General features: G+C 73.6%; 15 protein-coding genes. 5 read left to right on the forward strand and 10 right to left on the reverse strand.

The genetic code is table 11. The features are described from left to right. Together UW392_RS24770 and UW392_RS24775 are read left to right on the forward strand one after the other, a co-directional pair. Positions 1-1,477, forward strand: a 1,477-nt coding sequence (locus UW392_RS24770; protein ID WP_320777316.1) for a glycosyltransferase, incomplete at its 5' end; no start/stop codon positions are given. 162 nt (positions 1,478-1,639) lie between these two features. Beyond that, positions 1,640-3,616 carry an NAD-binding protein gene (locus tag UW392_RS24775; RefSeq protein WP_320777317.1) on the forward strand — a complete coding sequence of 659 codons (1,977 nt, stop codon included), beginning with the start codon at positions 1,640-1,642 and terminating at the stop codon, positions 3,614-3,616. Between the two features lie 74 nt (positions 3,617-3,690). Here UW392_RS24775 and UW392_RS24780 read toward each other — a convergent pair whose 3' ends face one another. After that, a complete protein-coding gene (locus UW392_RS24780; RefSeq protein WP_320777318.1) occupies positions 3,691-5,541 on the reverse strand; it encodes a prolyl oligopeptidase family serine peptidase in 1,851 nt (616 codons plus the stop codon). A gap of 187 nt (positions 5,542-5,728) precedes the next feature. Between UW392_RS24780 and UW392_RS24785 the strand changes: the two genes are divergently transcribed. Continuing rightward, positions 5,729-6,547: an SURF1 family protein gene (locus tag UW392_RS24785; protein ID WP_320777319.1), complete on the forward strand. Its 819-nt coding sequence runs from the start codon at positions 5,729-5,731 to the stop codon at positions 6,545-6,547. Positions 6,548-6,565: 18 nt separating this feature from the next. On the opposite strand, the gene UW392_RS24790 is transcribed toward UW392_RS24785, so the two are convergent. The 8 genes from UW392_RS24790 to UW392_RS24825 all read right to left on the reverse strand — a co-directional run bounded on the left by UW392_RS24790 (position 6,566) and on the right by UW392_RS24825 (position 14,254). Further along, the gene (locus UW392_RS24790) at positions 6,566-7,750 is read right to left on the reverse strand and encodes a hypothetical protein (protein WP_320777320.1); all 1,185 of its coding nucleotides are present in this window, start codon (positions 7,748-7,750) and stop codon (positions 6,566-6,568) included. After that, on the reverse strand, positions 7,747-8,355 hold the full coding sequence (locus UW392_RS24795) for a SigE family RNA polymerase sigma factor (RefSeq protein WP_320777321.1): 609 nt from the start codon (positions 8,353-8,355) through the stop codon (positions 7,747-7,749). The genes UW392_RS24790 and UW392_RS24795 overlap by 4 nt, the downstream gene beginning before the upstream one ends. A 492-nt stretch (positions 8,356-8,847) precedes the next feature. Then, on the reverse strand, positions 8,848-9,918 hold the full coding sequence (locus UW392_RS24800) for an aspartate-semialdehyde dehydrogenase (RefSeq protein ID WP_320777322.1): 1,071 nt from the start codon (positions 9,916-9,918) through the stop codon (positions 8,848-8,850). After that, entirely contained in the window at positions 9,918-11,207 is a 1,290-nt protein-coding gene (locus tag UW392_RS24805) for an aspartate kinase (RefSeq protein ID WP_320777323.1), read from the reverse strand. Before UW392_RS24805 ends, UW392_RS24800 begins: the two co-directional genes overlap by 1 nt. 298 nt (positions 11,208-11,505) lie before the next feature. Beyond that, on the reverse strand, positions 11,506-12,471 hold the full coding sequence (locus UW392_RS24810) for a M56 family metallopeptidase (RefSeq protein WP_320777324.1): 966 nt from the start codon (positions 12,469-12,471) through the stop codon (positions 11,506-11,508). A gap of 22 nt (positions 12,472-12,493) precedes the next feature. Beyond that, the gene (locus UW392_RS24815) at positions 12,494-13,153 is read right to left on the reverse strand and encodes a DUF5063 domain-containing protein (protein WP_320777325.1); all 660 of its coding nucleotides are present in this window, start codon (positions 13,151-13,153) and stop codon (positions 12,494-12,496) included. Further along, positions 13,146-13,745, reverse strand: a complete 600-nt coding sequence (gene recR, locus UW392_RS24820; RefSeq protein ID WP_320777326.1) for a recombination mediator RecR — start codon at positions 13,743-13,745, stop codon at positions 13,146-13,148. Before recR ends, UW392_RS24815 begins: the two co-directional genes overlap by 8 nt. Before the next feature lie 167 nt (positions 13,746-13,912). Continuing rightward, positions 13,913-14,254: a YbaB/EbfC family nucleoid-associated protein gene (locus UW392_RS24825; RefSeq protein ID WP_320777327.1), complete on the reverse strand. Its 342-nt coding sequence runs from the start codon at positions 14,252-14,254 to the stop codon at positions 13,913-13,915. 308 nt (positions 14,255-14,562) lie between these two features. Between UW392_RS24825 and UW392_RS24830 the strand changes: the two genes are divergently transcribed. Next, positions 14,563-15,303: an SLATT domain-containing protein gene (locus UW392_RS24830; protein ID WP_320777328.1), complete on the forward strand. Its 741-nt coding sequence runs from the start codon at positions 14,563-14,565 to the stop codon at positions 15,301-15,303. A gap of 90 nt (positions 15,304-15,393) precedes the next feature. Here UW392_RS24830 and UW392_RS24835 read toward each other — a convergent pair whose 3' ends face one another. Then, on the reverse strand, positions 15,394-17,430 hold the full coding sequence (locus tag UW392_RS24835) for a serine/threonine-protein kinase (protein ID WP_320777329.1): 2,037 nt from the start codon (positions 17,428-17,430) through the stop codon (positions 15,394-15,396). 418 nt (positions 17,431-17,848) lie between these two features. On the opposite strand from UW392_RS24835, the gene UW392_RS24840 reads away from it, so the two are divergent. Continuing rightward, on the forward strand, positions 17,849-18,550 hold the full coding sequence (locus UW392_RS24840; RefSeq protein ID WP_320777330.1) for a GntR family transcriptional regulator: 702 nt from the start codon (positions 17,849-17,851) through the stop codon (positions 18,548-18,550). Positions 18,551-18,583: the final 33 nt, after the last annotated feature.

An 18,583-nucleotide genomic window follows, 5' to 3' on the forward strand; every position in this document is an offset into this window, starting at 1 on the left:
CCTGTACGGGCGCGGTCCCGAGCGCGCGAAGCTGCGGGCGCGGATCGACCGGCTCGGGCTCTACGAGCGGGTGCGCCTCATGGGCGCGGTCTCGCCGATCGAGACCGAGTGGGCCAAGGGCGCCGTCGCCGCGGTCTCCTCCGACATGGAGTCCTTCGGCATGACCATCGTCGAGGCCATGCACTGCGGCGTACCGGTGGTCGCCACCGACTGCCCGCACGGCCCCGGGGAGATCATCGAGCACGACGCGAACGGCATCCTCGTTCCGCTCGGTTCCGGAGTCGACGGTTATGCAGCGGCCCTCGACCGGATCATGACCGATCACGGCCTGCGCAGCCGGCTGGGCAAAGCGGCGCGCGTGCGCGCCGCCGCCTTCGCGCCCGCCGCGGTGGCCCTCCGCTACGAGGAACTGTTCCGGGAACTGCGGGGCCGGCGGGGCGGGAGGCCGGCCCGGGGCTCCCTGTGGTCGCGGCTGCGCGCCGCGCTGCCCTCCGTCGGAGCGGGCGTGCGCCAGCCGTCCGGCACGGCGGGGGCCGCGCCGGAGCCCGTGGTGCGTCCCCTCGCCTCCGCCCGGGCCCGCACCGACGGGACCGTCGGCGTGCGGCTGGACGCCGCGTCCCTGCCGCCGGGGCCGCTGGACTTCCTGGCCCGGCTGCGCAACGACCCGAAGAAACGAAACATCCGTGTCCCGGTACCGGCCGCGGATCCGGCCGCCGGGGCGGACGGCATCCGGGTCACGCTCGACCCGGCCGCGCAGGAGGCGGCCGAGGGACGCTGGGACTGTTACGTGGTGCCCCGGGGCGCGACGGCGAAGCGGGCACGGCTGATCAGCGTCCTCGCCGAGCAGTCGCGGGCCGTCGGCCGGCCCCCGGCCGTCGTCGACGGCCAGGTGACCGCCTGGCTGCCCTACACCACCACCGACGGCTTCCTGGCCCTGCGGGTCTGGCGGCGTCCCGCGCACGCCGAGGTCACCGGCATCGTCATCGACGACGACCGGGCGACGGTCACCGCGCGGCTGCTCGGCGAGGCGTCCGGCGCCGACGGTGCCGGTCTGCCGGACACCGCCTCGGTGGTCGCCGTCTCGCGTCAGGGCGAGGCGTACGACCTCACGCTGCCGGTCACCCGGCTCCCCGGTCAGGACGCGTGGTTCTCGTTCACCGTGCCCTACTCCCGGGCGATGGAGCTGCGCAGCGCCGAGCACGACCTGTGGGACCTGCGCCTGGATCTCGACCCGGGGTCCACCGGCGCGCCCGTCCCCCTCGGCCGTATCGGGGGCGACATCGTCGACCGCAAGAAGACCGATGTCGTCCCCGCCGTGCACCTCCCCCACCCGGAGCGGGGCGACACCCGCGCCAAGCCGTTCTTCACGGTCACCAACGACCTTGCCCTCAGCTTCCGTGACCTCGCCCCCGAGCATGACGTCACTCCCGGGACCGCCGAACGGGACGTCACCCCCGAGGAGGAAGCGGCCGGTTGAGCGGGCCCTTCCCCGTTCGTACGTGTCACTGGCACCAGTGACACCACGTACAACTGTGCGGCAGTCTTCTCCCTCGTGGGGAGCTTTCCGTATCACAGTGGTCACAGTGGGGCGCAGCAGAGTGGGTCGCAGCGGAGTGGTTCGCCTGCCACCGGGGCGCACATGGTGGTGTGCGGCGACGACGGGCTGGCGCACCGGCTGTCGGCCGAGTTGCGCCATGTGTACCGGGAGCAGGTGACCCTCGTCGTACCACCGAGCGAGCGGGTCGCGCGGCAGCCGGTGGTGGGGCGGGCCCGGACCACCACGTTGCTGGACCGGTTCTCCGCCGTCGTCAATCGGGCCGCCGGGAACGACGACCCGCAGACCACCGACCCCGCCGCGGACACCGGGACCTGGGACACCGGTGCCTGGGGCAGCCGGACCGGGCCCGCGGAGCTGGTGGTGGAGGCCGCCGAGGCGACCGAGGACGTGCTGGCCGCGGCGGGGGTGGAGCGGGCCGCCGCGCTGGCGCTCGTGTACGACGACGACGAGACCAACATCCGGGCCGCGCTCACCGCCCGGCGCCTCAACCCCCGGCTGCGGATCGTCCTGCGCCTCTACAACCGGCGGCTGGGCCAGCACATCGAGGAACTGCTCGACCAGGCGGCCGCGCTCGCCACCGGGGACACCGACGGGTCGGGGGCCGGAGCACGGCACCGGTACGGCTTCGACGCGTCCACCACCGTGCTGTCCGACGCCGACACGGCCGCGCCCGCGCTGGCCGCCACCGCCGTCGCGGGCACCAGCAAGGTCGTACGGGCGGACGGGCTCATGCTGCGGGCGGTGGAGCGCGCCCCCGGGGAGGACGGCCGGGGGGCCGGGCTGTGCACGCTGGCCCTGCTGTCCACGACGACCACCGACCCCGCCGGCGACGAGGGCTCCGAGGGCAGCGGCGAGCGCGGGCCGCAGCTGCTGCCCGACGAGCGGGAGGCGGCCGCGGCGGGCGGGCGCGGGACCGTCGTGCTGGAGACCGTGTCGTACGCGGGACCCGCGCTGCCTCCCCGGCGTGGGGGCGTGCCGCTCGGGATGTTCCAGTCACTGTTCTCCCGGCGGTTGCGGTGGTCGCTGGCGGGGCTGGTGGCGTGTGTGGTCGCGCTGGCCGTGACGCAGGTGGTGATCACCGACGGGCATCCGCTGCACGCGACGTACGTGACGCTGCTCGACCTCTTCGCGATCAACGAACCGGCGCTCGACGCCTCGCCGGGCGAACAGGTCCTGCAACTGCTGTCCGGGCTGATGGGGCTGTTGCTGCTGCCGGTGCTGCTGGCGGCCGTGCTGGAGGCGCTCGGCACGTTCCGCACCAACACGGCGCTGCGCCGGCCGCCGCGCGGGCTGTCGGGGCACGTGGTGCTGCTCGGGCTCGGCAAGATCGGCACGCGGGTGCTGACCCAGCTGCGGGAGCTGCACATCCCCGTGGTCTGCGTGGAGGCGGACCCGGAGGCGCGGGGCATGGCGGTGGCCCGGCGGCTGCGGGTGCCGGTGATCCTGGGCGACGTCACGGAGGAGGGGGTGCTGGAGGCCGCGAAGATCCACCGGGCGCACGCGCTGCTGGCGCTGACGAGCGAGGACACGACCAACCTGGAGGCCGCGCTGTACGCGCGCTCGCTCGAACCCGAGCTGCGTGCGGTGCTGCGGTTGTACGACGACGACTTCGCGACCGCCGTGTACCGCACGCTGCGGGCCGCGCACCCGCAGGCGCTGACCCGGAGCCGGAGCGTGTCGCACCTGGCGGCGCCCGCGTTCGCCGGGGCCATGATGGGGCGGCAGATCCTGGGGGCCATACCGGTGGAGCGGCGGGTGCTGCTGTTCGCGGCCGTCGAGGTGGCCGGGCACCCGCAGCTGGAGGGGCGGACGGTGGGCGAGGCGTTCCGGGCGGGGGCGTGGCGGGTGCTGGCCCTGGACACGACGGACCCGGCGGAGCGTACGGCCGACCTCTCCGCCCCGCGCGGTCCCGGGGCGCCCGACGGGCAGTCCGGCCTGGTCTGGGGCCTGCCCGCCTCGTACGTGCTCCGCAGGCAGGACCGGGTGGTGCTGGCCGCCACGCGCCGGGGGCTGGCGGAGTTCCTGGGCCGCAGACCCGGCGCGGGGGGCCGGACGTGAGGCACCGGTACCGGCCACGCGCGCGGGCGTGACCCGGAGGTACCGGTACCTCACCCCGGCCGCTCACCGACCGGTCAGGACTCCCCGAGGTGTCTGCGGGCGAAGTCCAGCTCCAGGCGCACCTGTTTGATGCGTTCGTCGACCACCAGGGAGCCGTGGCCCGCGTCGTAGCGGTAGACCTCGTGGACGGCGCCGCGGGCGGCCAGGCGGTCGACGTAGTTGTCCACCTGGCGGATGGGGCAGCGCGGGTCGTTGACGCCCGCCGAGATGTAGACCGGCGCCCTGACCTGGTCCACGTAACTCAGCGGCGACGAGGCCGCGAAGCGCTCGGGGACCTCCTCGGGGGTGCCGCCGAGGAGCGTGCGGTCCATCGCCTTCAACGCCTCCATCTCGTCGTGGTAGGCCGTGACGTAGTCGGCGACGGGGACGGCCGCGATGCCGAGGGTCCAGTGGTCCGGCTGGGTGCCGAGGCCGAGGAGCGTCAGGTAGCCGCCCCAGGAGCCGCCGGTCAGGATCAGCCGGGCCGGGTCCGCCAGACCGGTGCTCACCGCCCACTCGCGGACCGCCGCGATGTCCTCCAGCTCGATGAGGCCGACCCGGTGCTTCAGGGCGTCCGTCCAGGCGCGTCCGTACCCCGTCGAGCCGCGGTAGTTGATGCGGACGACCGCGTAACCGTGGTCGAGCCAGGCCGCCGGGCCGGCCGCGAACGCGTCGCTGTCGTGCCACGTCGGGCCGCCGTGGATGTCGAACACCGTGGGGTGGGGCCCGGGGGTCCCCTGCGGGCGCTGGACCAGGGCGTGGACACGGCCGCCCGGGCCCTCCACCCAGACGTCCTCCACCGGCACCGAGCCGGGGCACTTCACGATGGCCCCGCCCGCGGCGGCGACCGGCGGCGGGTCGAGGACCACCTCACCCGTCGTGGAGCGGACCACCGGCGGCTCGGCCGCCGAGGACCACAGGTACTCCACGCTGCCGTCCGGACGGGCCGTGGCCCCCGAGACCGTGCCCGGCGGAGTGGGCACCCGCTCGAGCTCCCGGGTCGCCAGGTCGTAGCGCCAGAGCTCGCTGCGCGCCTCGAAACTGTGCACGACCAGCAGCGCGGAGCCGTCCGCGTACCACTCGGCGCTCAGGTCGCCCGGCAGTCGGCCCGCGATGCCCAGGTCGGTCTCCTCGCCGGTCGCCACGTCCCACACCAGCGGCTCCCAGCGGCCGCCCCGCTGGTGTCCGACGAGCAGCCGGGTGTCCCCGTCGACCGGGGCGAAGCCCAGCACCTCCAGGCCCAGCTCGACCGTGCCGCCCTTGGTGTCGTCCAGCTCCGTGACCGCCGTGCCGTCCGGGCGCAGCACCCGCAGTGCCGAGTGCATCGCGTCACCGTGCTCGGTGTGCTCGATCGCGATGAGCGAGCCGTCGTGGGAGAGGTCGCCGACACCGGCCGACTCACGGTGCCGGTAGATCTCGACGGGTTCCTCGCCGTGCCGGGTCACGTGGACGGTCGAGCCGTCCTCGTCCGTGGAGCGGCCGACCACCGCCGTACGCCCGTCGCGGGCGATCGCCAGGCCCGCGGGGTACGACGGGTCCAGGCCCGGCGTCGCCTCGTCGTCCGGGCCGCCGTGGAACGGCTGGCGCCGCCAGACCCCGAACTCGTCGCCGTCCTTGTCGTCGAACCACCAGATCCACTCGCCGTCCGGCGAGAGCACGCCGTCCGTCGTGCCGTTCGCCCGGTCCGTGACCTGGCGCCGCTCGCCCGTCACGCGGTCCCACGCGTACAGCTCGTACGTCCCCGTGGCGTTGGAGACGAACAGCGAGCGGTGGGGCGCGTCTTGCGCCCAGTCCGGCAGCGACACCCGGGGCGCCCGGAAGCGCTTCTCCCAGTCGGGCATCGGCCCGCTCTGTTCCTGCCGGGTGGATGGGTTGCTCTCAGTCATGGCCCCATACTGCCCGCCCCGGGCGGCATTCGGCCGCCGAGGTCCGCAGCCTGTGGAAAACTCGCCCCTGACCCGGTCGGCGGTCACCCGCCGGTGTGAACGCCACCGGCCGGACGGCGCGTGACGCCGGGCGCGCGAAGCGACCCCGCGAACCGGTACCGCCCGGCGGCCCCGTACCGTTGGGGGCGTGTACCGGTTCCTGCTGACGCCCCGCTGGTGGGGGATCAACGTCTTCGTGTTGCTGGCCATCCCCTTCTGCGTCTTCATGGGCTCCTGGCAGCTGAGTCGGTTCGAGGACCGCGTGGAGAGCCACCGGGCGGCGGACCGGCACGCCGAGGAGGTCGAGCACGAGGCGGCCCGGCCGCTCGACGAGCTGCTGCCCGTGGACAAGGAGACCTCCGGCCGGCAGGCCACGGTGACCGGACGGTACGGCACGCAGTTGCTGGTGCCGCAGCGGACGCTGGACGACCGGACCGGGTACTACGTGCTGACGCTGCTGCGCACCGACGGCGGCGGCTCCGTGCCCGTCGTACGGGGCTGGCTGCCCGGCACGGCGGACCCCGCCGAGGCACCCGCCGCGCCCACCGGGGAGGTGACGGTCACCGGTGCCCTCCAGGCGTCCGAGACCCCGGGCTCCAACGGGGTCCCCACGGTCGGTGGACTCCCCGAGGGCCAGACCGGGGCGATCAGCGCGGCCTCGCTGATCAACCTCGTGCAGGACGACCTGTACGACGCGTGGATCACGCTGAACGAGGGCGACTCCGGCATGACGGCCGTGCCCGCGACCGCGCCCGCCGACACCGGCCTGGACCTGAAGGCGTTCCAGAACCTGGGCTACACCGGCGAGTGGTTCGTCTTCGCCGGCTTCGTGGTCTTCATGTGGTTCCGCCTGTTCCGCCGCGAGGCGGAGACCATCCGTGACGCCCGGCTCGGGCTGGTCACGGACGAGGCCGGCGCCGCGCGGACGCCGGCCCGGGAACCCGACCGGGAGAACGAGCCCGCCTGAGACCCTGCGTCGAGCCGGTCAGCCGGCCGCCAGCAGGCCCGTCCAGTAGACCGTGCCCGCGCACGCGTTGCTCACGGTCGTGGTCACGGACGGCACACCGCCCGGTGCCGTGTGCGTGACTGCCACGCTGCCGTCGGCGATGCCGTCCGCGGTGAGGAGCTGGGTCGTCGTGCCGGTGTCCTCGGGGACGGTGCCGCCGGTGTCGGGGGCGCTGCCGGTGGGGCTCGGCTCAGGGAGCGGATCAGGGGTGCTGCCACCACCGGTGGTGGGACACGCCTCGGACGGCACCCAGGCGAACTTCACCTCGTACGCGGCGCCCGGCTGGAGCAGCAGCTGGGGAACCGCCAGGGCCGGGTCGGGCAGTCCGGTGGCCGCGTCACCCGCGACGTGGCCGGTCACGAGGAGCTTGGACTGGTCCGCCGCGCCCTGGGCCGTCGGGCTCACCCCGCCCGCGCCCGAGACGGTACAGCCGATGCCGGAGACGTTGGCCACACGGAAGGAGCCGTACACGGCGCCGGAGGCGTCCGGTGCGCCCGCGCTCGCGGTGGCGCCGCCCAGCTGGTCCGCCGTACAGGCCTGGACGCTCTCGGGCGGCGAGGGGCTCGCCGTGGGGTCGGCACCGCCGTCGGTCGCGGCCTCGGCCTCGTCCCGCTTCTTCTCGTCGCCACTGCTCCCGCCAGGGCTCTCGGTGGCGCCGGCGGAGCCGCTGGAGGAGCCGGCGGCTCCGCCCTCCTCCTTGCCCCGGCCCCTGCTGCCCTGCGCGTCCTGGGTGTTGCCGACCGCGGCGGTGTTGGTGTCGGAGCTGGTCGTGTGGGAGACGTGGACGACGGCCGGGACCGCCGTACCTACGAACAGGACGGCGGCGGCCACGCCGACGAGGGCCTGCCGCTTCCGCGCCCGCCGGGCGGGAACCGCGCGTCGCAGGTGCTCCAGCGTGCCGTCACGGGGCTCGATCTCGTCGACGGCCTGGTGCAGCAGCCGGCGCAGCGCCGCCTCGTCCGCGCCGGACCCGCTCGCGCCGGCATCGCCGCCGTCGGGGCCGTGGTTCACAGTTCCGTTCCCAGTATGCGATCGACGGTGGGCGTGCGATGCGTCGTTGTGGTCGTGCGCACGGTTCTTGTCGTGTGGTGGGTTCTTGTCGTGCCCGTGTTCGAGCTTGCGTTCGTGCTCGCGCTCGCGTTCGTGTTCGTCGGAGCCGCTCATGCCGACGCCCCCATGGCGATCCGGAGGGCCGCGATGCCACGTGAGCCGTATGCCTTGACGGAGCCCAGCGATATGCCGAGCGTCTCCGCGACCTGTGCCTCGGTCATGTCCGCGAAGTAGCGCAGCACCAGCACCTCGCGCTGCCGCCGTTGCAGTCCCTTCATCGCCTTGATCAGGGCGTCGCGCTCCAGCTGGTCGTACGCGCCCTCCTCCGCGCTGGCCATGTCCGGCATCGGCTTCGACAGCAGCTTCAGCCCGAGGATGCGGCGGCGCAGTGCCGAACGGGAGAGGTTCACGACCGTCTGCCGCAGGTACGCCAGCGTCTTCTGCGGGTCGCGCACCCGCTTGCGCGCGGAGTGCACGCGGATGAAGGCCTCCTGGACGACGTCCTCGCAGGACGCGGTGTCGTCGAGCAGGAGCGCCGCCAGGCCGAGGAGCGACCGGTAGTGGGCGCGGTAGGTCTCGGTGAGGTGGTCGACGGTGGTACCCGCCGCCGCGGTCTCGGCGGCGGTCTGTTCAGCGTCGTCGCGCTGGCCGGGGATGCGGGCGGGCCGCGCTGCGGGCATGGGCGCGATCACCGGCATGCCGCCGGGAGCGCCGGGCATGCGGGGACGGCGGGGTGGACGCAGGACGGTGCCTCTGGTCTGGACCCCGGTGAGTTCGAGTACCTCTGCCACGCCAGTTGGACACGTGTGGGTGCGCCGGGGTTGTACGTGCCGGGCATCACTTTTACGGCGGACCTCATCTGTGTCGGCGGGTCGGCCGGTCTCGCCGACGGCACACCGGACAACGCGTCACATGCCCACATGCGTACCAGCTCTTCCCCTATGCCCGTGTGTCGTGGCGTCCGGCCCCCCGTAGGGCGTTCGCATAGACGCTCCCCGTCCGCGCGTGGTTGCGGGGAACGGGCAGGTGGTTGGTCGATCACCGGCGCCGCATGCCGGGAGCGCGCGACAGAAGTGGTTCCGGATGTCTCCCGGAACCACTTGAAACCACAAAGATCCTACAAATGGTGATCGCCGAAGGGCCAGGGAGATTCCCGTAGCCGGTACGGCCGGTGCGAAGAAGTTATCGGCCGGCCGCGGTCCCCCGCGCCGCTACCGCCCCTCGCCCGCCACCAGTTCCGCGATCTGGGTCGCGTTGAGGGCGGCGCCCTTGCGCAGGTTGTCGCCGCACACGAAGAGTTCGAGCGCCGTCTCGTCGTCCAGCGCGCGCCGCACCCGGCCCACCCAGGTCGGATCGGTGCCCACCACGTCGGCCGGTGTCGGGAACTCCCCGGCGGCCGGGTTGTCGAAGAGGACGACGCCCGGGGCCGTGGCGAGGATCTCGCGCGCCTTGTCGACGGTGACCCGGCCCTCGAAGCGGGCGTGGACGGTGAGCGCGTGCGTGGTGACCACGGGAACGCGTACGCAGGTCACGGCCACCGGGAGCGTCGGCAGCCCGAGGATCTTGCGGGACTCGTCGCGCACCTTCATCTCCTCCGAGGACCAGCCGTCCTCGCGGAGCGACCCGGCCCACGGCACCACGTTGAGCGCGACCGGCTCGGGGAAGGGACCGGTGTCGTCGCCCACGGCCCGCCGTACGTCGCCGGGGTGCGTCCCCAGTTCCGTACCGGCGACGAGCGACAGCTGGCGGCGGAGGGTGTCGACGCCCGCGCGGCCGGCCCCGCTGACCGCCTGGTACGAGGAGACGACCAGCTCGCGCAGCCCGAACTCGGCGTGCAGCGCGCCGAGCGCCACGATCATGGAGAGGGTCGTGCAGTTGGGGTTGGCGACGATCCCGCGCGGACGCCGGCGGACGGCGTGCGCGTTGACCTCGGGGACGACCAGCGGCACGTCCGCTTCCATGCGGAAGGCCGCCGAGTTGTCCACGACGACCGCGCCCCGGGCCGCCGCGACGGGCGCCCACTGGGCCGCGACCTCCTCGGGCACGTCGAACATCGCGACGTCGACCCCGTCGAAGGCGTCCTCCGACAGGGCCGTCACCTCGACCTCCTCGCCGCGCACGGCCAGCTTGCGGCCTGCCGAGCGCGGTGAGGCGAGCAGCCTGATCTCGCCCCAGACGTCCGCGCGCTGGGACAGGATCTGGAGCATGACCGTGCCGACGGCCCCGGTCGCTCCGACGACCGCGAGCGTCGGCCTGCCGGCGCGCCCGGCATCGGGGGTCATCAGCGGCCGGTGCCCCCGTAGACGACGGCCTCGTCGCTGTCGGAGTCGAGCCCGAAGGCGCTGTGCACGGCGCGGACGGCCTCGGGCACGTCGTCGGCGCGGGTGACCACCGAGATGCGGATCTCGGAGGTCGAGATGAGCTCGATGTTGACCCCGGCGTCGCTGAGCGCCTCGAAGAAGCCGGCCGTGACGCCCGGGTTGGTCTTCATACCGGCGCCGACCAGGGAGATCTTGCCGATCTGGTCGTCGTAGCGCAGCGAGTCGAAGCCGATCGTGCTCTTGGCCTTCTCCAGGGCGTCGATCGCCTTGCGGCCGTCGGTCTTCGGCAGCGTGAAGGAGATGTCCGTCAGGCCCGTCGACGCGGCCGAGACGTTCTGCACGACCATGTCGATGTTGAGTTCGGCGTCGGCGATGGCGCGGAAGATGCCGGCGGCCTCGCCCGGCTTGTCGGGCACGCCGACGACCGTGACCTTGGCCTCGGAGGTGTCGTGCGCGACACCGGAGATAAGGGCCTGCTCCACCTTCTGGTCCCCTTGCTGCGTCTTCGATACGAGTGGCTCACTGCTGACCCAGGTGCCCTGCAGCCCGCTGAAGGAGGAGCGCACGTGGATCGGGATGTTGTAGCGGCGGGCGTACTCCACACAACGGTGGAGCAGCACCTTGGAACCGGACGAGGCCAGCTCCAGCATGTCCTCGAAGGAGATCCAGTCGATCTTCTGCGCCTTCTTCACGACCCGCGGGTCCGCGGTGAAGACGCCGTCGACGTCGGTGTAGATCTCACAGACCTCGGCGTCGAGCGCGGCGGCCAGCGCGACGGCGGTCGTGTCGGACCCGCCCCGGCCGAGCGTGGTGATGTCCTTCTTGTCCTGGCTGACGCCCTGGAAGCCGGCGACGATGGCGATGTTGCCCTCGTCCAGCGCGGTACGGATGCGGCCCGGCGTGACGTCGATGATCCGCGCTTTGCCGTGGACCGAGTCGGTGATCACACCTGCCTGGCTGCCGGTGAAGGACTGGGCCTCGTGGCCCAGGTTCTTGATCGCCATCGCCAGCAGGGCCATGGAGATCCGCTCCCCGGCGGTCAGCAGCATGTCGAACTCACGGCCGACAGGCATCGGTGACACCTGCTCGGCGAGATCGATCAGCTCGTCCGTCGTGTCGCCCATCGCGGAAACGACCACGACCACCTGGTGGCCGTTCTTCTTCGCTTCCACGATCCGCTTGGCGACGCGCTTGATGCCTTCGGCATCGGCTACGGAGGAGCCTCCGTACTTCTGCACGACAAGGCCCACGTGCGCTCCTCGCTCAGTCCGTCTCGGTCCGCAGATACCCACGCACTGCGGTCGGCTCAGTCTATCGAGCGGCCGGTTTCCCCCTTCTGGGTATCGCATGGTGAGATGTCCCGTCCACCCTGCGATGCCCCCGGGATTCCTCCCGGTTTCCGCCCGGAGCCCGCCGGATTTCACTCGCGGTGCTCCGGCCACTCCGGAGCAGTACCTGCCCAGGACCGTGCGGGGCACTCGAGAAAGTGCCCCGCGTCACACGGCCGCGTGACACCCGTGCCGGGCCGTGCGGGCCGTGCCGGGCGGCTCAGAGCAGGGCCAGCGCCGGTGAGAAGGCGATGAGCAGCGGCAGCAGCGGGATGAGTGCGGCGGCCGTCGTGGTGGCGGTCCGGCGGGCGCGGTCGAGGCGGGGCGGGGGTTCCAGCAGCCGCTGCACCCGGTCGCCGAGCAGCCGCCGGGTGCCGGCGCAGCTCAGCACGCCCCGGTGCCGGTTGAGCTCGATGAGCGCGAGGGCCGCGGTGCGGTGGCCGCAGCGGCGCGAGGCCGTGTCGTCGGCGGCGAGCTCGACCAGGCGGTGGGTCTGGTCGGCGAAGTGGGCGAAGAGCGGGACCCGCGGAAACCCCGTGGCCAGCGCCGTCGACAGGTGCAGCAGCCAGTCGTGGTGGGCGCGGGCGTGGCCCAGCTCGTGGGCGAGCACGGCGTCGACCTGCTGCTCGTCCAGCCGGCGCAGCGCGCCCGTGGTGACGACGAGCCGCGGGGCCGCTCCCGGGATCAGCCAGGCGTCGGGGTACTCGTCCTCCAGGACCAGCAACGGGCCCCGGGCGTCCGCCGGATCGCCCGACGGACCGTCCACCTCCGCCAGGCCCGCCGGCAGCTCGGGGACCCGCTCGCGCAGGTGCGCCCGGCGCAGCCGCGCACGCCGCCGGGCCTCCACGAGCTCGCGGGCGAGCATGGCGCCCGTCCAGGCGGCGCCGCAGGCCAGCAGCAGGGTCAGGACGGCCGTCCCGGGGGGTGCCGCGGCCAGGTCGTACGCGGCGGTGACGGCCGGGGGCGCGGGCGCGAAGGCGTGGATCCGTACGGTGTCGAAGACCGCCGCCGCTCCGAGCACCAGTGCGGCCAGGCAGCTCAGCAGCACGGCGCCGACCAGGCACTGCCACACCCACAGCGCGACGACGGGTTCCCGCTCCGGCCAGCGGGCCCGGAGCAGGACACGGGGGCCCGGCACCGCGGCGGTCAGGGCCACGGTGGTCAGCAGGAGCAGGAGGGCGGTCATGGCGTGGCCTCGGACGGCGGGGTCACTTGACCTGGCGCAGTCCCAGCGGGCCCGCGATCTCCTCCGCCATCACCCGGCCGGCCTCCAGCTCCAGGGCCTCGTCGCCGAGGTCCTGGTCGGTGTCCAGGCCGTCCAGCTCCTGGAGGGGCTGGTTGAGGCGGACGTGGGCGACCACGGACTGCAGGGCGCGCAGGGTGGCGGAGGCCGTGGAGCCCCAGTTGGAGAAGTAGGAGAACTGCCACCACCAGAGGGCTTCCGTGGTGCGGCCGGCCTTGTAGTGGGCCATGCCGTGGCGCAGGTCGGTGATGACGTCGGCGAGGTCGTCGGAGATACGGGCCGGCACGGCCGCCTTGCGGGGCTCGTACGGGTCGAAGACCTCCGAGTACACGTCGATCGGCTCCAGCATGCGGGCGAAGTTCTCGCGCAGCTCGTCCACGTCCGGCTCCGGGCCGAGGTCGGGCTCGTACCGCTCCTCCGGGAGGATGTCCTCGTGCGCGCCGAGGCGCCCGCCGGCCAGCAGCAGCTGGGAGACCTCCAGCAGCAGGAAGGGGACCGCCGAGTCCGGCTCGTCGCCCTTGGCGACCTCGGTGACGGCGACCAGGAAGCTCTCGATCTGGTCCGCGATCTGGACCGCGAAGTCGCCGGGGTCCGGGTCGGTCGCGTGCAGCGTGGCGTCAGACATCTAGGAGTCGTCTCCCCTCGAAGGCGCGGCCGAGGGTGACCTCGTCCGCGTATTCCAGGTCGCCACCCACCGGGAGGCCGCTGGCCAGGCGGGTGACCCTGAGGCCCATGGGCTTGATCATGCGGGCGAGGTACGTGGCGGTGGCCTCGCCCTCCAGATTGGGGTCGGTGGCCAGGATCAGCTCGGTGACGGCGCCGTCGGCGAGGCGCGCGAGGAGCTCCCGGATGCGCAGGTCGTCCGGGCCGACGCCCTCGATCGGGCTGATCGCTCCGCCCAGCACGTGGTAGCGGCCGCGGAACTCACGGGTGCGCTCGATGGCGACCACGTCCTTCGGCTCCTCCACCACGCAGATGACGGCGGGGTCGCGGCGGGTGTCGCGGCAGATGCCGCACAGCTCCTCCTGGGCCACGTTCCCGCAGGTCGCGCAGAAGCGCACCTTGGCCTTGACCTCCATGAGGGCCTGGGCGAGACGGCGTACGTCCGTGGGTTCGGCCTGGAGGACGTGGAAGGCGATCCGCTGGGCGCTCTTGGGACCGACGCCGGGGAGCCGCCCCAGTTCGTCGATGAGGTCCTGGACCACGCCTTCGTACAACGGACTGCCTGCCCTTCGTGGAGTTCTTCAGTTCGTACGGTAATTGGCCCTCGCCCCGGGGAGAAGGCGAACCCCGCCAACCGGGGCGGCGGGGGCGGTGGGGGCCACCGTGTCGTCCGGGGCCACCGGCCGCCCGCGGGGGGCGGCCCGGCGGGCCCGTGCGTGGGCTAGAACGGCAGCCCGGGGATGCCACCGCCGCCCAGGCCCTGCGCGAGGGGGCCGAGCTTCTGCTGCTGGAGCTGCTGGGCGTTCTCGTTGGCCGCCTGGACCGCCGCGACGACCAGGTCGGCGAGGGTCTCGGTGTCCTCCGGGTCGACCGCCTTCGGGTCGATGACCAGGCCGCGCAGCTCGCCCGAGCCGGTCACCGTCGCCTTCACCAGGCCGCCGCCCGCCTGGCCGTCGACCTCGGTCCTGGCGAGCTCCTCCTGCGCGTTCGCCAGATCCTGCTGCATCTTCTGGGCCTGCTGGAGCAGCTGCTGCATGTTGGGCTGGCCACCACCGGGGATCACGATCAGCTCCTGACGTTCCGTTTTTTGCGTCCGGCACGAGCCTACGTGGTCGGCGTGCCCGTCGCCCAAGCACTCTTTCGGGTGAGGCCGCAGGAAGCCCATACCTGATCAAGCCCCTCGTCCGGGCGGAAAAACGATGAAAGCGCCGCCTTCGCCACCCGGTGGGCGCTAGGAAGGGGGCGGCCGTGTGCCGGGAGGCAGGTGCGGTGTGTCCGGCCCGCGGTGCGGGTGCGGTGTGCCCGGCCCGCGGTCGTGCGGCCGTCATGTGGTCAGGTCAGGTCGCGTCAGCAGCAAGAGGGAGTTGCCGGGTGAGCCAGCCGGAGATGCAGCCTGAGAGAGCGTCCCAGGAGGGGCGGGGCGACAGCGCCGGGCTCCGGTCGGGTGGTGACCTGAACGGGCGGCCGTTCCCCGCGGGCGACTGGGGCGAGCCCGCGGAGCGGCTGGAGGAGCTGTACCGCTGGGTGGAGGGGGGCGCCCTGCAGACGGTGACCTGGTACCTGGCGGACCGGGTGTGGAAGCGGCGGTGCGCCTGGGTGCTGCGGGCCGGGGCGGCACTGGGGGCCGTCGCCGGGGCCGCGCTGCCGCTCCTGGACGTGACCGGGACGGTGGGCGGGGTGGTGGCCTGGGGCTATCTGTCCCTGCTGCTGTGCGTCGCGTGCGTGGCGGCCGACCGGTACTTCGGGCTGACCTCCGGCTGGATGCGGGACGTGGCCACGGCCCAGGCCGTGCAGCGCCGGCTCCAGGCACTCCAGTTCGACTGGGCGTCGGAGAGCGTGCGGGAGGTCCTCGGCCCGACGGACGGGACCGCGAGCGAGGCCGCGGAGCGGTGCCTCGCGGTGCTGCGCAGGTTCACCGAGGACGTCACGGAGCTCGTACGGACCGAGACCGCCGACTGGATGATCGAGTTCCGTACCGGGTCCGCTCCGCTCGGCATCCAGACGGCCGGCGCGGGTACGGCCCGCCCGGACTCCTCACCGAACGGCCGCTACTCCGCCCCGCCGGCCACCCGCCCCAACATGCCGCGTCAGCGGCCGCCGGACGCCCGGTGAACGGTGACCGTGACCGTGACCGGTGGTCCGGCGGCTCGAGGTGCGACGGGCCGAGGCCCGGTGACCGGGTGAGCGGGTGCGAGGCCGGGGTCAGCCGGTCTTCGTGTACGTCAGCGTCTCGCCGGACCGTGTGTCCATCACCCGGCGCAGCCGCCCGTCCGGCAGCAGCGTGACCTCGCTGGCGGCGCCGGGGGCGCAGGAGGAGGCCGGTTCACCGACGACGACCCGGGAGGGGCCGATCCGCAGCGGACCGTCGTCGCCGGGCTCGGACGCCAGCTCGGCCTCGAACTCGCAGTGGTAGGTGCCGTCGCCCGCCGGTCCGTCCGCCGTGAGGAACAGCACCGTGTCGCCGGCCTCGCCCTGCCGGATGACGAGCGTGCGGGGGTTGCGCCCGGTCGCGTTGTCGATGCTCGCTCCCCAGGTGCCGAGGTACCCCGCGGGCACGGCTCCGCCCTCGGGCCCCTGCGCGGTGGACCGCTCGGTGGGGGGCGCCGTGGTCGCGGACCCTGAGGTGCCCGGCCCCGGAGTGCTCGGCTCCCGGTCAGCGGGCGCGCTCGCCGACGGGCCGGCGGCGCTGTCGTCGTCCTGCCCCGCCTCGCCCTTCATCAGCGCGTACACCGACCCGCCCGCCCCGAGCGCCACGACGAGGGCGACCGCGATGAGGGCCGCGGTGGTACGGCCGGATCTGCGCGGGGCGTCGGATCGTTGGGGGGCGTGGCCCAGGTCGTACGGGGGCGGTGTGGGACCGGGACCGTACGGCGGTGCGGAAGCGGGTCCGTACGGTGGCGTCGAGCCCGCTGCCGGGCCGTACGGACCGTATCCCGCGGGTGCGCCGCTCCAGCCACCGCTGTTCCAGCCTCCGCCGCTCCAGCCACCCGCCTGCGCGGGATCGCCGTACGCGGGGGGCTGCTGATGTTGTTGCTGTTGTTGTTGCGGCGGCTGCTGCCGCTGCCGCTGCTGCTGCTGCTGCTGATAGCCGTACGCGGCCGGTGGCGGCGGGAGGGCGGGTGGGAGCGGTGGAGCGGACGGTGCGCCCGAGACCTGGGTGGGCAGCCGGTCCGTCCCGTCCGCCGGACCACCCGGACCACCCGGACCGCCCGACGGAGGCGGCGTGACATCACCCTTGGGGGCGCCGACGGCCCCGTGCTCCATGCTCCGCGCCCCCTGCGCCTCCTCCGGGTCCTCGGAGTCGAGCAGGCGCACCGCGTGGCGGCCGAGCTGGGCCACCAGCGCGCTCGGCAGCCACGGGTCCCGCGAGCGCCCGTCCAGGACGGTCTCCTCCGCGCCCGTACGCGCCAGGATCCCCTCCAGCGTGGGCCGGGCCGCGGGGTCCTTGTGCAGGCAGTCCCGTACGAGTTCGGCAAGGCCCTCCGGCAGCGCGGCGAGGTCCGGCTCCTCCTGCGCGATGCGGAACATCAGCGCGTGGACACCGGAATCGGCGCTTCCGAAGGGCAGGACGCCACTGGCGGCGTACGCCAGGACGGAACCCAGGCAGAAGACGTCGCAGGCGGGCGTGGACCGGTCGCCGCGCACCTGCTCGGGCGCCATGAAGCCGGGCGAGCCGACGAGTGCGCCGGTCCGGGTCAGCCCGCCGTCGGTGACGGTCTCCAGCGCGCGGGCGATGCCGAAGTCGATGACGCGGGGGCCGTCGATGGTGACCAGCACGTTGGACGGCTTGAGGTCCCGGTGGACGATCCCGGCGGCGTGGATGTCCCGGAGCGCGTGCGCGAGCCCCGCGGCGAGGATGCGCACCGACCGCTCCGGCAGCGGCCCGTGGTCGTGTCCGACGACCGTCTGGAGGCTCGGCCCGGCGACGTACCCGGTGGCCACCCAGGGGATCCCGGCCTCGGTGTCGGCGTCGAGGACCGGTGCCGTCCAGTAGCCGCCGACCCGCCGTGCGGCCTGCACCTCCTGCCGGAACCGCGCCCGGAACTCCTCCTGCTCGGCGAGCTCCTGCCGGACCAGTTTCACGGCGACGGTGCGGCCCCGGTCGGACCGGGCCAGGTACACCTGCCCCATCCCGCCCGCGCCCAGCCGGGCGAGCAACCGGTACGTACCGGTCCGCCCCCGTAGCCTCCCGAAGCCCGCGGGCACCCCTTGCGGATCCCCCGTTCCCAGGTTCTCCATCGCCGCGCCACCTTCCCCCCGTCCGGGTGCAACAGACAATTCGAGGATAGTGCGGTCGTACCGGGAGACCAGGGATACGGACAGGGTCCACTGCTCCGCGACAGGGGCACGGTGCCGCGCGAGCAGCGGGGCTGCCCGGAGTGAACCGCGAGGCGGCTCCCGGCGTGTCCCGCCGGCGGACGGACCCCGGCGCGCGCCGGGGCGGGCGCGAGGCTGATGCGGGGCTGGACGCGCGATGGACGGGCTTGCGCGGGATCCGATCACATGAGGATGACTTGCGAACACATGAGAGCGACTTGTGAACGCGTAAGGTGACGTGCTCGTAGAAAGACGTGCTCGTAGAAAGACGTGTCTCGTGGAAATACGCAGCACGCAGAGCACCGTACGCACCCGCACGCGAAGGAGGAGGGCCCCGAGCATGCCCGGCACCGGCGGTGGCAGCCCGAGCCGCAACGGCAGTGGCGCCGTGACCCGCAGCACCCTGCGGCAGCAGGTCGCGGACGCGCTCCGCGACGAGGTGCTGGGCGGCCGGCTGCAGCCGGGGCAGGAGTTCACGGTCAAGGAGATCGCCGACCAGTACGGCGTGTCCGCGACCCCCGTCCGCGAGGCCCTGGTCGACCTGTCGGCACAGGGGCTGCTGGACGCCGTGCAGCACCGCGGCTTCGAGGTCCGCGCGTACTCCCTCGACGACTACCGGGAGATGCTCGAGGCCCGCGGCATCGTGATGGACGGCATCTTCCGGGACAAGCAGATCGACGACGGTCCCCGCACGGCCGCCGTCCTCGCCGCCGTGCGACGCCGCGGCGAGGAGGCCCGGCGGGCCGCCACCGCCGGTGAGCTGAACGTCCTCATCGGCTACGACCTGCGCTTCTGGCGTGAGCTGAGCGATCTGTTCGGCAACGTCCACCTCGCCGACTTCCTGCACCGGCTGCGCGTGCAGACCTGGGTGTGCGCGGTCCAGCACCTGCGCCGGCTCGCCGACCTGCGCGGGGAGTTGTGGGCCGGGCACACCGAGCTCGTCGACGCCCTGGCGCGCCACGACGTCCGTGCCGCGCACGAGATCGTCGCCGCCCACAACGCCGACTGCCTCGCCCTGGTCGAACGCCTCGCGGCCGGATGAGCGCGAGCGCGCTCGCGATCCGGTGCGCACGGC

Source organism: Streptomyces sp. CRN 30 (assembly GCF_034105845.1).

Excerpts from the sequence above, each read along its gene's own strand:
- UW392_RS24775 (WP_320777317.1), top strand. The coding sequence starts at position 1,640 with ATGGTGGTGTGCGGCGACGACGGGCTGGCGCACCGGCTGTCGGCCGAG.
- UW392_RS24780 (WP_320777318.1), bottom strand. The coding sequence starts at position 5,541 with ATGACTGAGAGCAACCCATCCACCCGGCAGGAACAGAGCGGGCCGATG.
- UW392_RS24790 (WP_320777320.1), bottom strand. The coding sequence starts at position 7,750 with ATGAGCGGCTCCGACGAACACGAACGCGAGCGCGAGCACGAACGCAAG.
- UW392_RS24795 (WP_320777321.1), bottom strand. The coding sequence starts at position 8,355 with ATGCCCGGCGCTCCCGGCGGCATGCCGGTGATCGCGCCCATGCCCGCA.
- UW392_RS24800 (WP_320777322.1), bottom strand. The coding sequence starts at position 9,918 with ATGACCCCCGATGCCGGGCGCGCCGGCAGGCCGACGCTCGCGGTCGTC.
- UW392_RS24810 (WP_320777324.1), bottom strand. The coding sequence starts at position 12,471 with ATGACCGCCCTCCTGCTCCTGCTGACCACCGTGGCCCTGACCGCCGCG.
- UW392_RS24815 (WP_320777325.1), bottom strand. The coding sequence starts at position 13,153 with ATGTCTGACGCCACGCTGCACGCGACCGACCCGGACCCCGGCGACTTC.
- UW392_RS24835 (WP_320777329.1), bottom strand. The coding sequence starts at position 17,430 with ATGGAGAACCTGGGAACGGGGGATCCGCAAGGGGTGCCCGCGGGCTTC.
- UW392_RS24840 (WP_320777330.1), top strand. The coding sequence starts at position 17,849 with ATGCCCGGCACCGGCGGTGGCAGCCCGAGCCGCAACGGCAGTGGCGCC.